13 protein-coding genes are annotated in these 13526 nt (G+C 68.5%); 7 read left to right on the top strand and 6 right to left on the bottom strand.

The features are described from left to right. Positions 1 to 720: an MFS transporter gene (locus MF605_RS00565; protein ID WP_242821213.1), complete on the top strand. Its 720-nt coding sequence runs from the start codon at positions 1 to 3 to the stop codon at positions 718 to 720. A gap of 104 nt (positions 721 to 824) precedes the next feature. Here MF605_RS00565 and MF605_RS00560 read toward each other — a convergent pair whose 3' ends face one another. Next, a complete protein-coding gene (locus tag MF605_RS00560; RefSeq protein WP_134416169.1) occupies positions 825 to 1058 on the bottom strand; it encodes a hypothetical protein in 234 nt (77 codons plus the stop codon). 254 nt (positions 1059 to 1312) lie between these two features. Here MF605_RS00560 and MF605_RS00555 point away from each other — a divergent pair, with 254 nt between their 5' ends. After that, complete coding sequence (locus tag MF605_RS00555) at positions 1313 to 1690, top strand: nuclear transport factor 2 family protein (RefSeq protein ID WP_134416171.1); 378 nt, start codon at positions 1313 to 1315, stop codon at positions 1688 to 1690. A gap of 26 nt (positions 1691 to 1716) precedes the next feature. Here the strand turns inward: MF605_RS00555 and MF605_RS00550 are convergent, their stop codons facing one another. Both MF605_RS00550 and MF605_RS00545 read right to left on the bottom strand, forming a co-directional pair. Further along, complete coding sequence (locus tag MF605_RS00550; RefSeq protein WP_242821212.1) at positions 1717 to 2850, bottom strand: succinylglutamate desuccinylase/aspartoacylase family protein; 1134 nt, start codon at positions 2848 to 2850, stop codon at positions 1717 to 1719. Further along, the gene (locus tag MF605_RS00545) at positions 2847 to 3377 is read right to left on the bottom strand and encodes an ATP-dependent zinc protease family protein (protein ID WP_134416173.1); all 531 of its coding nucleotides are present in this window, start codon (positions 3375 to 3377) and stop codon (positions 2847 to 2849) included. The genes MF605_RS00550 and MF605_RS00545 overlap by 4 nt, the downstream gene beginning before the upstream one ends. Before the next feature lie 27 nt (positions 3378 to 3404). On the opposite strand from MF605_RS00545, the gene rimK reads away from it, so the two are divergent. Beyond that, a complete protein-coding gene (rimK, locus tag MF605_RS00540; protein ID WP_134416175.1) occupies positions 3405 to 4640 on the top strand; it encodes a 30S ribosomal protein S6--L-glutamate ligase in 1236 nt (411 codons plus the stop codon). Positions 4641 to 4655: 15 nt separating this feature from the next. On the opposite strand, the gene MF605_RS00535 is transcribed toward rimK, so the two are convergent. Together MF605_RS00535 and MF605_RS00530 are read right to left on the bottom strand one after the other, a co-directional pair. After that, positions 4656 to 5882 (bottom strand): acyl-CoA dehydrogenase family protein, encoded by a 1227-nt coding sequence (locus MF605_RS00535; protein ID WP_060974275.1) that lies wholly within the window; start codon positions 5880 to 5882, stop codon positions 4656 to 4658. Positions 5883 to 5907: 25 nt separating this feature from the next. Continuing rightward, complete coding sequence (locus tag MF605_RS00530) at positions 5908 to 7083, bottom strand: CaiB/BaiF CoA transferase family protein (RefSeq protein ID WP_134416177.1); 1176 nt, start codon at positions 7081 to 7083, stop codon at positions 5908 to 5910. A 732-nt stretch (positions 7084 to 7815) separates the two neighbouring features. On the opposite strand from MF605_RS00530, the gene dnaB reads away from it, so the two are divergent. From dnaB to MF605_RS00515, 3 genes are read left to right on the top strand one after another with little or no spacing between them, the layout of a single operon-like run. After that, positions 7816 to 9201, top strand: a complete 1386-nt coding sequence (gene dnaB, locus MF605_RS00525) for a replicative DNA helicase (RefSeq protein WP_041102462.1) — start codon at positions 7816 to 7818, stop codon at positions 9199 to 9201. 17 nt (positions 9202 to 9218) lie between these two features. Further along, on the top strand, positions 9219 to 9824 hold the full coding sequence (locus tag MF605_RS00520; RefSeq protein ID WP_134416179.1) for a hypothetical protein: 606 nt from the start codon (positions 9219 to 9221) through the stop codon (positions 9822 to 9824). Next, positions 9817 to 11067 (top strand): DUF262 domain-containing protein, encoded by a 1251-nt coding sequence (locus MF605_RS00515; RefSeq protein ID WP_134416181.1) that lies wholly within the window; start codon positions 9817 to 9819, stop codon positions 11065 to 11067. The genes MF605_RS00520 and MF605_RS00515 overlap by 8 nt, the downstream gene beginning before the upstream one ends. Positions 11068 to 11856: 789 nt before the next feature. Here MF605_RS00515 and MF605_RS00510 read toward each other — a convergent pair. Next, positions 11857 to 12366 (bottom strand): hypothetical protein, encoded by a 510-nt coding sequence (locus tag MF605_RS00510; protein WP_134416183.1) that lies wholly within the window; start codon positions 12364 to 12366, stop codon positions 11857 to 11859. 89 nt (positions 12367 to 12455) lie between these two features. Between MF605_RS00510 and MF605_RS00505 the strand changes: the two genes are divergently transcribed. Further along, positions 12456 to 13457, top strand: coding sequence for a GIY-YIG nuclease family protein (locus MF605_RS00505; RefSeq protein ID WP_052007105.1), 1002 nt, complete (start codon positions 12456 to 12458; stop codon positions 13455 to 13457). Positions 13458 to 13526 lie beyond the last annotated feature (69 nt).

The raw sequence follows: 13526 nt of genomic DNA, 5'->3' as shown, positions 1-13526 counted from the left end.
ATGTGCTTCGGGGCCGCGGGCACCGTCCTCGCCACGACGGTGCAGTCGATCGTCCCGCCGGCGCGGCGCTCCGAGGGGACCGGCTGGTTCTCCACCGCCATGACCATCGCGGGCGCGGTGGGGCCGGTCCTGGCGTTCCAGCTGGCCGGCGGCCCCGGGCACGACGCCCTGTTCCTCGCCTGCACGGGCCTCACGACGGCGGCCCTGCTGGTCTCGCTGCTGCTGCGCGTCCCGGAGGGGCAGCGGATGGGCCGGTTCCGCCTGCACCGCGCGGCGGTGTTCTCCCTGGAGGCGGCCCCGGTGGCCGTGGTGGCCATGGCGACCGGCTTCGCCTACGGCGGGATCCTGACGTTCGTGGGCGTCTACGCCTCCGGCCAGGGGCTGGCCCCGACGCTGCCGGGCCTGTTCTTCGTGCTCTTCGCGGCCGGGACCATCGTTGGCCGTGCGGTGCTGGGACTGAGCTACGGGCCGGGGATCAGCGTGTTCCAGACGATCGCGGCGCAGGTGGTGCCGCCGTCGTCGGTGGGGGTGGCGATGGGCACGTACTTCCTGCTGCTGGACCTGGGCACCGGGCTGGGTCCGGTGGTGCTGGGCGTGCTGGTGGCCGCGGCGGGCATCCCCGTCATGTTCCTGACGTGTGCGGGGCTGGTGGCGGCCCTGGCCGGGTACTACGCCCTCGTGCACGGCCGTCGCGAGATCGCCCGGCGGCCCTCGGCCTAGGGCTCCGGGACACGGGACGGCCCCGCGCCGTCGGCTCTCGCCGGACGGCACGGGGCCGTGGAGTCCGTGGAGCCGCCGTGCCGGCGGTCCCACGGGTCAGCGGGTCACTTGGTCAGCGAGCGCGCGTTCTGCTCCTCGAGCTTGAGCGCGGTGCCGAGGGCGATGAAGGTGGGCGCCCACTCGCCGGTGAACAGGCCCCAGCGGTCGGCCTGGGGCTTGGGCTCGTCGGCGCCGAAGCGGGAGACGGCCCAGGCGACCCAGGACAGGCCGACGGAGGCCAGGCCGGCGGTGTACATGTGGTCGGACTTGATGCCCATGGAGGAGATGGCCTTCAGCATGATGATGCCTTTCGGAGGAGGGGTGGAACGATCGGCCGTCGGGCGGCTCCACATGCCCGCCTGACGACACCTCCCATCGGACCGCCACGGCACCCCCCGTGTCCAGGGATCAGCCGCCACTGAGCGAGGACTTTTTCCTCTCGCATCCTGGGCGCGCCCCAGGGGTGGGCACAGCGGCGGATCAGTGATGCGCTGGCGACCACCGCGGACCCCGGGCCTCCCGCCCCGGGCCGCCCGAACCCCAGGAGGAACCCATGACCGCTGAGACCCGCACCGACCGCTTCGTCGAGGCCCTGCACCGCATGGACGAGGGCGAGGCCGCCCCGCTGCTGGAGCTGTTCGCCGAGGGCGCCACCCTCCAGCGCCCCGAGAAGGACGCCTCCGGCGCCGACCAGGGACCCGAGGAGTTTTGGCGGCAGTACCGCGAGGTCTTCTCCAGCCTCTCCACCGAGTTCGTCTCCGTGCGCGAGGAGGGCGACCTCGGCGTCCTCGAGTGGACCTCCACCGGCACCCTCACCACGGGCCGCGAGGTCTCCTACGCGGGGGTATCCCTGCTGGAGTTCTCCGGGGACCTGGTGCAGCGCTTCGCCACGTACTACGACACCGCGGCGTTCGTCTCGCCGGAGGTCTGAGTCGCGCGCAGGACGCCGCGTGCCGCTCAGGGCAGGCGCTCGGCCCGCTCCTCGTAGTGGGAGGGCCGGCCTCCGCGCACGCCGGAGCGCACGGGCTCGGCCGCCGGCAGCGTGGTGGTCGGCCGGCCGTCGAGCTCGCCGATGTGCACGAGCGCGTCCCCGCGGTGCACCAGCGGGGCCTCGGCGCGGCCGACCACCACGCCGCTGAGCTCGGCGCTCACGTGGGCCAGGCGGCGGCCGAAGGAGTTGTAGAGCGCGCCGATCCGCTCGCCCGCGCGCACGGTCTGCCCGAGCGCCACGTCCAGGTGTAGCAGGCCGTCGGCGCGGGCGCGCACCCACCCGGAGCGCCACACCACGTGGGTGCCGGGGTCCGTCTCCACGGACTCGGCGTTCTCGCCGGTGGCGTCGACGGCGGGGGGCACCTCGTCGTCGCCGGGGGTCAGCCCGACGTCCGCGGGATCCACCATGTCCAGGGCCGCGAGCACGCGCAGGACCCCGTCCACGCCGGGGGCGATCGCGTACTCGTCGAACCGCCAGGCCTCACCGGCCTCGTAGAGCAGCACGCGCGCGCCGGTCTCGCGGGCCGCGGCGCGCAGGGAGCCGTCCCGCAGGCGGGCGTGGAAGAGCACGGGCGCGCCGAACGCCTCGGCGAGCGCGCGGGTCTGGGGGTCCTCCAGGTCGCAGCGGATCTGCGGCAGGTTGGAGCGGCGGTCCGCGCCGGTGTGCAGGTCGATGCCCACGGTGCAGCGGCCGATCACCTCGGTCATCATCAGGTGCGCGATGCGCGAGGCGAGCGAGCCCCGGGCGGAGCCGGGGAAGGAGCGGTTCAGGTCGCGGCGGTCCGGCAGGTAGCGGTCTCCGGCCATCACGCCGAGCACGTTGACGATGGGCACGGCCAGCAGGGTGCCGCGCAGGTTTTTGGGCTGCAGCCGCTCCAGGACGCGGCGGACGATCTCGACGCCGGCCACCTCGTCCCCGTGGATCGCGGCGGAGACCCACACGGTGGGCCCGTCCTCGCGGCCGTGCAGCACGTGCACGGGCAGGGTGACGTCCGCGCCGGTGATGAGCTGGGAGATCGGCAGGGACAGCTCGTGGCGGCGGCCGGCCGGGATCTCGACCCCGCCGAACGCGAAGGGGGCGCGGGCGGGGCGAGGGCTCACGCGCGTCCCCGGTTCCGGCGGCGCACGCCGCGCGGCGGCTGCCCGCCCACGTACGAGGCGGCGGGGTCCACGAGGAGGCCGCCGGCGGCCAGCGCGGTGCGGCCCACGAGCATGCGGAAGCCCATCTCGTCCCGGTGGGTCAGGGTCACCTCCGCCTCGATCGTGTGGCCGGCCAGGGTCAGCGGCATCACGACGACGACGCGCTCCTGCGCCTTGCCGTTCGAGGAGCGGACCGTGCGCAGGTCGGCCACCGGCAGCTCGGCCGTCCGCGCGTCCGCGGCCGAGGTCTGCCACGGGTGCACCTCGAACCGGACCCAGGCGGCGCCGTCGCGGGTGAACCGCTCGATGCCGAAGGCGTGGAGCGCCGAGGTGCGGGCGCCGGTGTCGATCTTGGCCTTGATCCAGGGGGTGTGGGCGGCGGGCAGGCCGACCCATTCGCGCCAGCCCACCAGCCCCGGGCGAGCGGCGCCGTCGTCGGTGGGGGGCACGCCGTGGGGGGCCGGGGCCGTGTGCTTAGATTCAGACACGCCCCTCATCCTCCCAGGAAAGCGGTCATGAAGCTCGCCATCCTCTCCCGTTCCCTGCGCGCCTACTCGACGCAGCGCCTGAAGACCGCGGCGCTCGAGCGCGGCCACGAGGTGAAGGTCCTGGACACCCTGCGCTTCGGCATCGACCTCAGCTCGGACGAGCCCGATCTGATGTTCCGCGGCCGCCCCCTCTCCGGCTACGACGCCGTGCTGCCGCGCATCGGCAACTCGGTGACCTACTTCGGCACCGCCGTGGTGCGCCAGTTCGAGCAGATGGACGTCTACACGCCCAACACGGCCGCCGGGATCATGAACTCGCGGGACAAGCTGCGGGCCACCCAGATCCTCTCCCGGCACGAGATCGACATGCCCGCCACCGTGTTCGTGCGCAACCGCGGCGAGGTCTCCACGGCGATCGACATGGTGGGCGGGGCACCCGTGGTGATCAAGCTGCTCGAGGGCACCCAGGGCATCGGCGTGATCCTGGCGCCGACCAAGAAGGTGGCCGAGGCGATCATCGAGACGCTGCACGGCACCAACCAGCAGGTGCTCATCCAGCGGTTCGTGGAGGAGTCCAAGGGCACGGACATCCGCGCGCTCGTGGTGGGGGACCGCGTGGTGGCCGCGATGCGCCGCCGGGCCCAGGGGGACGAGTTCCGCTCCAACGTGCACCGCGGCGGCACCGTGGAGCGCGTCGAGCTGTCGCCCGCGTACGCGGAGACCGCCGTGCGCGCCGCCCACATCATGGGCCTGCGCGTGGCCGGCGTGGACATGCTCGAGGGCGAGCACGGCCCGCTGGTCATGGAGGTGAACTCCTCCCCGGGGCTGCAGGGCATCGAGGCCGCCACGGACCTGGACGTGGCCGGCGCGATCATCGACTACGTGGCGGACCAGGCCGGCTTCCCGGACATCGACGTGCGCCAGCGCCTGGCCGTGTCCACCGGGTACGGCGTCGGTGAGATCACCGTGCACGCCGGCTCCGGCTGGGTGGGCCAGTCCATCGAGGACTCCGGGCTGCTCGCGAAGGACCTGCAGGTGCTCACCCTGCACCGCGGCACCTGCGTGTTCCCCAACCCCGCGGACACCAAGGTCCTCGAGGAGGGCGACCGGCTGCTCTGCTTCGGCAAGACCGAGAACATGCGCGCCCTCATCCCCGCCCGCGCCCGCCGCCCCAAGCGCGTGCGGAAGCTGCCGGCCACCCCGATCCTCGCCTCCGTCGCCGAGGAAGCCCCGGCGCCCGAGGCGCCCGCCGACGACGCCTGAGCCCGGGCGCGGGGCTCAGCGGGCCGGGGCGAACGCGCCGATGCCCGTGAGGTGCCGGCCGAGCGTGAGCTGGTGGACCTCGTCCGTGCCCTCGTAGGTGCGCACGGACTCGAGGTTGTTCGCGTGCCGCAGCGGCGAGTGCTCCAGGGTGATGCCGTTGCCGCCGAGCATCTCGCGGGCCTCCCGGGCGATGCCGATGGCCACGCGGCAGTTATCCAGCTTGCCGGCGGAGATCATGGCGGGGGTGAGCGGGCCGGCGTCCTTGGCGCGGCCGATCTGGTGCGCCAGCAGGTAGCCCTTGCCGATGGCCACGGCCATGTCCGCGAGCTTGGCCTGCGTCAGCTGGTGGGAGGCCAGCGGCACCCCGAACTGCTGCCGCTGCATCGCGTAGTCGAGGACGGCGTCGAAGGAGTCGCGGGCGGCGCCCATCGCGCCCCAGATGATCCCGTAGCGGGCCTCGTTGAGGCACTGGAAGGGGCCCTTGAGCCCGACGGCGGAGTCGGCCGGCAGCATCGCGGAGGCGGGCAGGCGCACGCCGTCGAGGTGGATCTCGCACTGCACCGAGGCCCGCATGGACAGCTTCTGGGTGATCGCCTCGGCGCGGAAGCCGGGGGTGTCCGTGGGGACCACGAAGCCGCGCACCCCGCGCCCGTCGCCGGGCTCGCCGGTCTGCGCCCAGATGATCGCGACGTCGGCCAGGGTGGCCAGCCCGATCCAGCGCTTGACCCCGTCGAGCACCCAGTCGCCGCCGGGCTCCTGGCGGGCCGTCGTCGTCATGGAGGCCGGGTCCGAGCCGGCGCCCGGCTCGGTGAGGCCGAAGCAGCCGACCGCCTCGCCGGTGGTCATGCGCGGCAGCCACTGCGCCTTCTGCTCCTCGGAGCCGTGCTTGTGGATCGCGCCCATCGCGAGCGAGCCCTGCACGGAGACGAAGGTGCGCAGGCCGGAGTCGCCGGCCTCGAGCTCCTGGGCGGCGAGGCCGTACTCCACCGCCGAGCGACCGGGCATGCCGTGGCCCTCGTAGGGCATGCCGAGCACGCCGAGGCGGCCCAGCTCGGGGACGATCTCGCGCGGGAACACGGCGTCGTCGTACCAGCGGGCGATGTGCGGGCGGATGTGCTCGTCCACGAAGCCGCGCACCTGCAGCGCGACGGCCTTCTCCTCGGCGGAGAACAGGGAGTCCAGGCCGACGACGTCGGCGCGGCCGAGGAACGAGTCGGCTTCGGCGTGGAACGGGGTGGTCATGGCGGGGGTCCTCTCTGCGGGGTGGTCAGCGGGCGTCGAGCCAGGTGTTGACGGCCGCCGTGTCCGCGCCGAGCGCGGGCGGCGCGTGGCGCGGGTGCGCGACGGGCGGGTCCCACTGCACCGGGTGGCGGAACTGCCGGCCGGCGGGGGTGCCGGAGCGGTCCTGGACCTCGATGGTCGGCTCGAGGCCGAGGGACTCGGCCAGCTCGACGCCCTCGGCGACGGTGGACACGAGGCCGACCGGGAGCCGCTCGGCCTGCAGCACGTCCCGCCAGTGGGCGGCCGTCTGCGCCGAGAGCGCGTCCTCCAGGGCGGTGCGCAGCTCCTCGCGGTGCTCGACGCGGTCCGTGTTCGTGGTGAAGCGCGGGTCCTCGGCGAGCTCGGGGACGCCGAGGGCCGCGGCGAAGGTGCGGAACTGCGCGTCGTTGCCGATGGCGACGGCGAGCGGCGCGTCCCGGCACGCCAGCAGCTGGTAGGGGGCGATCGAGGGGTGGTCGTTGCCCATCCGCCGCGGGACGACGCCGGCGCCGAGCCATGCCTGGCCCTGGTTGGCGAGCGCCCCCTGCAGCGAGGAGAGCAGGTTCAGCCGCAGGTGCGCGCCCTCCCCGGTGCGCTCGCGGCGCAGCAGGGCGGCGAGCACGCCGGCGGTGAGGTCCTTGGCCGTGAGCACGTCCACGAGGGCGACGCCCGCCTTCATCGGGGCGTCCGGTTCGCCGGTGATGCTCATCAGTCCGCCCGCGGCCTGGACGATGAAGTCGTAGCCGGGCAGGTCCCGGCCCTCGCGGTCGCCGAAGCCGGAGACGGCGGCATAGACCACGGACGGGTTCTCCCGCGCGACGTCGTCGTAGCCCAGGCCGAGGCGTTCCATGGTGCCGGGCTTGAGGTTGTGGACCACGACGTCGGCCCGGGCGGCCAGGGCGGCGGCCCGCCGCTGGTCCTCGGGGTCCTTCAGGTCCCAGCCGACCGACTCCTTGTTGCGGTTCACGGACTCGAAGTAGGTGGCGCCCGTCGCCGAGCGGGGCGGGGCCCAGCCGCGGGTGTCGTCGCCGCGCTCGGGGTGCTCCACCTTGATGACGCGCGCCCCGAGGTCTGCCAGCGTCATGGTGGCGAGCGGGCCGGCGAGGACGCGGGAGAAGTCGGCGACGAGGACGCCGTCGAGGGGGAGCGAGGCCGGGGAGGGGGCGGTGGTGGCCGGGGGCACGGCGGACTCCTCACTGTGGCGGACGACACGACGACGGGTTCCAGCCAAGCACCGTGCTCGCGTTCCGTCCACTGACTCTGGGGCGGGTCACTGGCGTGCGTGAGTCATCGGTGCCGGGCGGTCCGGGGCGGCTGGGAGCGGTGGGCGCGGGGAGGTCCCGGGGCCGCGGGCAGAGGCTGTCAACTTCGCCGTCCCCAGATCCGGGCACCTTGTCCACAGGAGTTGTCCACAGCTGTGGAGGGTGTGGACGACGGTGTGGATAGGCATGTACCAGGCGGTGTGATGAGGGCGCAAACGGGGGTGCTGTCAAGTTGTACCGATGGGGCCGAAAGGGGGGTGGAGAATCTTCCTCCACAGACCCGGGGATCGCATCGTCCCAGGTCAGAGCCGGATTCTGGGAGTGGTCGCGCAGTTGTCCCCAGCGTGGTCCCCAGGCGATCCACACGACACGCCGCCGAATCCACACGTTGTCCACAAGGCCTGTGGGAAACGCGGTTGCCCAGCCTCCACGGCGCGCGTAGTGTCGCGTGGTATCCCCAACGCGAGGGCGGGTATTGGCCGCAGGTGACCACTGACAGGCGCGCATCCGCTCGGACCGTCGCCCCGGGGACCGTCGCACCGTCCGCCTGCAGGAGGGTGCGGCGGCACGGGCGGTGACAACAGAGGAATCAGGGCCGGGAAGACCGGCGAGGGCCGCCGTCGTGCGGGCTGTGGGAAGGGAGTCTCCGGACGTTGACTGAGAACTACGGAGACTCGGGCTCCTACGACGGCGGCCGTTCCTCTGAACGCTTCCTGCCGCCCCAGGACCTGGAGGCGGAGCGCTCGGTGCTGGGCGGCATGATGCTCTCCAAGGACGCGATCGCGGACGTGGTGGAGCTGCTGCGCGGCCACGACTTCTACCGGCCGAGCCACGAGATGATCTACGAGGCGATCATCGACCTCTACGGCCGCGGTGAACCCGCGGACGCCGTCACCGTCGCGGACCTGCTGAACAAGCGCCAGGAGCTCAGCCGCGTGGGCGGCCCCGCGGTGCTGCACGAGCTCATCCAGTCCGTGCCCACCGCCGCCAACGCGAGCTTCTACGCGGAGATCGTGGCGGAGAAGGCCGTCCTGCGGCGCCTCGTCACCGCCGGCACCAAGATCACCCAGCTGGGGTATCAGGGCGACGGCGAGGTCGAGGAGATCGTCAACGAGGCGCAGTCCGAGATCTACAAGGTGGCGGAGAACCGCCAGTCCGAGGACTACGTGCGCCTCGCGGAGATCATGGAGCACGCCGTCGACGAGATCGAGGCGGCCGGCAACCAGGGGGAGGGCCTGACGGGCGTCCCCACCGACTTCTACGACTTCGACGAGCTGACGCAGGGCCTGCACGGCGGGCAGATGATCGTGATCGCGGCGCGCCCCGCCGTCGGCAAGTCCACGCTCGCGCTCGACTTCGCGCGGGCCGCGGCCATCCACCACAACATGGCCACCGTGTTCTTCAGCCTCGAGATGGGCAAGAACGAGATCGCCATGAGGCTCCTGAGCGCCGAGGCGACGATCGCGCTGCAGGATCTGCGGAAGGGCACCATCCGGGACGACCAGTGGTCCAAGATCGCCGCGACCGTGGGGCGGCTGAACGAGGCGCCGTTCTTCATCGACGACTCCCCGAACATGACGATGATGGAGATCCGCGCCAAGTGCCGGCGACTCAAGCAGAAGAACAACCTCAAGATGGTGGTGCTCGACTACCTGCAGCTCATGAGCTCGGGCAAGAAGGTCGAGTCCCGTCAGCAGGAGGTCGCCGAGTTCTCCCGTGCCCTGAAGCTGCTGGCCAAGGAGCTCGACGTGCCGGTGATCGCGTTGAGCCAGCTGAACCGTGGCAGTGAGCAGAGGACGGACAAGCGGCCGCAGGTGTCCGACCTGCGCGAGTCCGGCTCGATCGAGCAGGACGCGGACATGGTCATCCTGCTGCACCGCGAGGACGTGTACGACAAGGAGTCCCCGCGCGCCGGCGAGGCGGACCTGATCGTGGCCAAGCACAGGAACGGGCCCACGAAAACCATTGTGGTGGGGTTCCAGGGGCACTACAGTCGGTTCAGCAACCTCGCACAGGATGGCGGGGGTGGGGGGTTCTAAAACTCTTTTCTGAGGTGATGATTATCTACGCACAGTGGGATACCATTCCCCGAAACGGAGACGTACTCGACTGGGTGGATGAAAACTTCCTTCGCCCGGACCCTTTTGCATTCAGTGAAGAATTCTGGAGAAAATTCACTCTCAAGTGTTCCCGCCTTCTGGGTGTGGAGGCAAATGGTGTGTATTGCATCGGATCGGGGGCGTTGGGGTACTCGCTGAGCCCGGAAAAAATGCGCAGAAGTAAGCCCAAGCTCTTTGATGAAAAATCTGATATAGATCTTGCCATAATCTCTCACAGGTATTTCGAGGACTCTTGGAGGCATCTGAGGTCGATCTCCCACCCAGCCCAAGAGGCGCTCGATAAAGAATTCCGCGAGAACATCAAATGGCAAAAGAAGCGTCTATTTGATGGTGCGATTCTCGTCAACCATTTCGTGGAGTATTTGCCATATGGAGAAGTCTGGCTCCGCGGCATGTCCCAGTTGGCACAGATGGTTTCTGTAGAATTGGGGCGAGAGGTGGAAATTGGTCTTTGGATATACCGAGACTATTGGAGTGTAAGAAACTACGTTGCGGAGGGCGCTGTGGCCGTCGCGAGATTGGAGGGATCCTCTAATGAGTGAGTATGTTTTCGACCCCCCGGTAGGAACTAATGCTGAGGGTATGACAGTAAATTCTTTCTACAAGAGGGCTGTTTCCGAACCCCCCTCCCTGGTGTTGCGCGCGGCGTTTCAGCGCAACATGGTTTGGAGGGATGACCAGCGGGCTTTTCTTGTGGACTCGATTTTGCGGGGGCTGCCAGTCCCCGAAGTGTACATTCAATCATTCACGTCCGCAGAAGGTGATGAGCAGCTCATTGTCGTAGATGGTCAGCAGAGAATTTCTGCGTGTATTGACTTCATTGATGATCGATTCGTCCTTGAGTCCAGAGACGAGGAGGACATTCATCCTGACTGGCGTGGAAAAAGGTTCTCTGAGCTTCCTGATTCCCTAAAGGAAAAGTTCCGTTCTTTTAGGTTTGTGGCTCGCACCCTCCAAAAGCAGGATGAAGGCGTGCTTCGGGAAATCTTTAGGCGCCTCAATAAGACCGTGGAGGCCCTGGAGCCGCAGGAGCTCCGGCATGCGGCATTTTCTGGTGAGTTGATTCAACTTGTGGAGACTGCGGGGGCAAGTGAGGCGCTTCGGTCAATCGGCCTCTTTTCACCCAAGGACTACCTTCGGCGTAGGAATGATGAGTTTGTTGCAGAGATCCTCTTTTCTCTCGACTCCAGATCCTTTCCCAATAAAAAGGAGGGTCTTGATAAATTCTTCGCAGTGAAGGAGAAGCTAGGGATGAGGCCTGAGGATAGAGCCGACCTTGTGCGTCGACTCGGGCGCGCATTCTCCTTCTTGGGTACGTATTCTACGGAATTTCGCCGCAGCCGATTCAAAAACAAATCTGACGCATACACGCTGATTATCTACTTGGCAAATAGGGCCGAAGTAATACCGGAGCCGGGTGGTGCGGCTGCAGAGAATTTCAAGCGCAAAATTATTGAATTCGGCGATCTGGTTAGTGATGCGCGCAGCACTCCTGATAACTACCAGCGAATCGCCGGTTTCGCCTCCTCGGACAGTGAGGTTCTTGCCCATACTTATATGACGGCGGTTTCAAATGCTGCCAGTGACCGGTTGAATCGAGTCAAGAGAGACGCTGCACTCGAGGAGTACCTTGCTCCGTACTTGGAGACTCGCGAAAGGCCTCTTGGTCCGGTGGACGAGAATTGGTGTGATGAGGTTGAGGAGGTGTCGAGGGAGAGTGACGAGCAGATTGGCGGGTCTATCGAAGAAGAGAGGGCTGACCTAATTCGTCAGATTGCAGATTAATGCGTTTATTCTGAACCGCGGGATTTAGTGCTCACGCGGCGACCTAATGGAAATCGTTTGAAATCTGCATCAGATGCTTCCTGCGACATTTTCTGCGATAATCCGGCCGGTGGATTTTAATTGGTAGGGGATATTCGACTCATGCGTGCTGTCGAGGGGCATCGGACTTCCCTCGCCCTTTTGGTCACCGGGTGTCGATGGCCGGGGTGGTGGTGGGTGGGTGGCGCGGAGATTTATGGAGCAGATAGCCAGATATCTTGCAGAGGTCGCTGATTTATCTGTGATCAAGACCGCCATCGGCGAGGTCGCCCGATGGTAGAGTGCTACCTGATCCTGTTGCTCCGCCAGTCCGCGGGCAGGCTCGTCTCTTCCGTCGTGTACCTGTCGATCCCGGGGTGGTGTTCGGCCTGTTGGTGTGGCGTCGGCCGTTCGAGGATGCACCCGTCATCACCACCGGGCGCCGCCTATCGCAGCACCTACCGTGTTCATCCCGGCGGGCGTCGGCGTTCTCGCGGTGTTGGACCTCATCTAGGGCCGCGGGGCGCTACGGCGGGGGCGTGCCCTGGCTGGTGGTGACGGCCAGTGGAACGCGGCAAGCTCGAGGAGGCCCCGTCCCCCTTCCTCGCTGAGGGCTGCTGGACCGCCCAGCAGAGTCGCTTCATGCACATACATCGTGGATGCCGGGTATCCAGGGAGGTCGCGGACGAGGTCGGCGCCGTACTGGCCGATGCGCAGGCCTGAGCCGAGATGGTCGGGTGCGCGAATGCCGGGAGTATTGGCTAACCGAGGCTACTTCCGGATAGCCCGCTGGGCGACTTGCGGCAGTAGCTGTCCAACCTGCTTGAGCCCCTCTGGTCCAGCGACGGCAGCGATGCCGACGGCGCCCACTGTGGCGGCGACCACGCCGAGTCCCGTGAGGATGATCTTCCCGTTCGCCTGGTGTAGTGCGGCGATGAATCGGCGATTCTCCGCCTCTTTTTCTCTGGCGAGGTGGATGAGCTCATCTGCCATGGCCATGAGGTGTTCCTCCTCCTGCCGCGTCAGGTCGGGCTTCGTCAGCTTCATCTCGATGAGGTCCATCTTCTTTCTCAGAAGATAGTCATGGGTGCTGCCTCCCTCCCGGTTTGCGTCGAGCGCATCCTTCGACTGCTCGCGCACTGTGTCCAGCAGTTCGCGTAGGCTAGAGGGCAGGTCACCAGCGTTCTTGAGGTAAAGGCGCCAGTCCTCCGGGTCCAGGCGGTCGCGTGAACGCGCCCCTGGGGGCGTCTTGGGCTGCTGCTTCTTGTGCTGCTCGGGCATGCGCTCAGGATGCCCCAGCGCCGGTTGATCCGTGAAGTATGTGTCCGTTCGCGGGCAAACGTGTCCGATGTGTTCGCCATCATGGAGCCATGACGCATGCACTGACCCCCGCGCGGCTGGACGCGACTGCCCAGGACGTGGCACACACATTCGACCACGGCCCGGTGTTCGAGCTGCGGCTCACTGGGGACGGCGGCCCGGAATGGGGCGTGGCCGCCTGGGCAGACGGGTTCGGTCCTGTCCCCGACGCACCGGGGCTCTACGCCGTCTACGCGAAGGCCCTGGAGAGGGTCCGTCGTGAGCTTGGGCCCGCCGTGCCGGTAGGTGAGGACGGGCTGCTGTACATCGGGAAGGCCGAGACGAGCCTGGCCGAGAGGGACGTGGCGCAACACTTCGGCACCGGCAAGACCGGCCGCTCCACCGTCCGCAGGACGTTCGCAGCCCTGCTGGAGCACTCCGCCCTGCTCTGGCCGGTGCCGCGTGCGGGGAAGAAGCCCTCGAGCAAGAGCCCGGCGACCTTCGCCCTGAGCGAGCGGTCGGAGGAGGCGCTGACCCGCTGGATGGTCGAGCACCTGGTGTTGCGCGTCTGGGTCCCCGACGCGCCCGTCAGCCTCGGCGAGGTCGAGAAACGGCTGATCCAGGAATGGACGCCACCCCTGAACCTCACCCACGCCGGTGAACGCTCCCACATCGAGGCGGCGCGCGCCTGGATGGTCGCCCTGGCCGCCGCGCAGCAGGAGGCTGCGCCGCCGGCGGGGTGGGAGCCGACGTCGGTCGGGGACCTCTTCCGCGTGCGCCCCGACCAGTACGGGCTCCGCGGGGATGCGGGCCTGTGGACCGAACTTCGGGTGCGGTTCACGAATCAGCCCATGCCGGCGGCGCGCGCCGAGCTGAAGAGCCTCGTCGACGAGGCGATCGAGGAGATCCTCGTAGAAGCCACCCCATACGACCGGGGCAGCGTGCACATGGACCGTTACAACGTGGGCGGCATGAGCCAGGGACTGGTTCACCGCCCGTGGTGGAGGGAGACCGGCGTGCCGCTGATCCTCGAGCGCTGGGAGGCGTGGGCGGCGGCGCGCACGGCTGAGTGACGAGCACAGATCCCGGCTTACAGCCGGGCCTTCTGACGGGTTCGAGGGGCCCGACATGCCGCTACCTGC

Source organism: Micrococcus luteus, from assembly GCF_022664405.1.
Classification (GTDB): Bacteria; Actinomycetota; Actinomycetes; order Actinomycetales; family Micrococcaceae; genus Micrococcus; species Micrococcus luteus.
The sequence above is the reverse complement of the archived record's forward strand: the minus strand, read 5'-3'. Positions and strand labels throughout refer to the sequence as shown.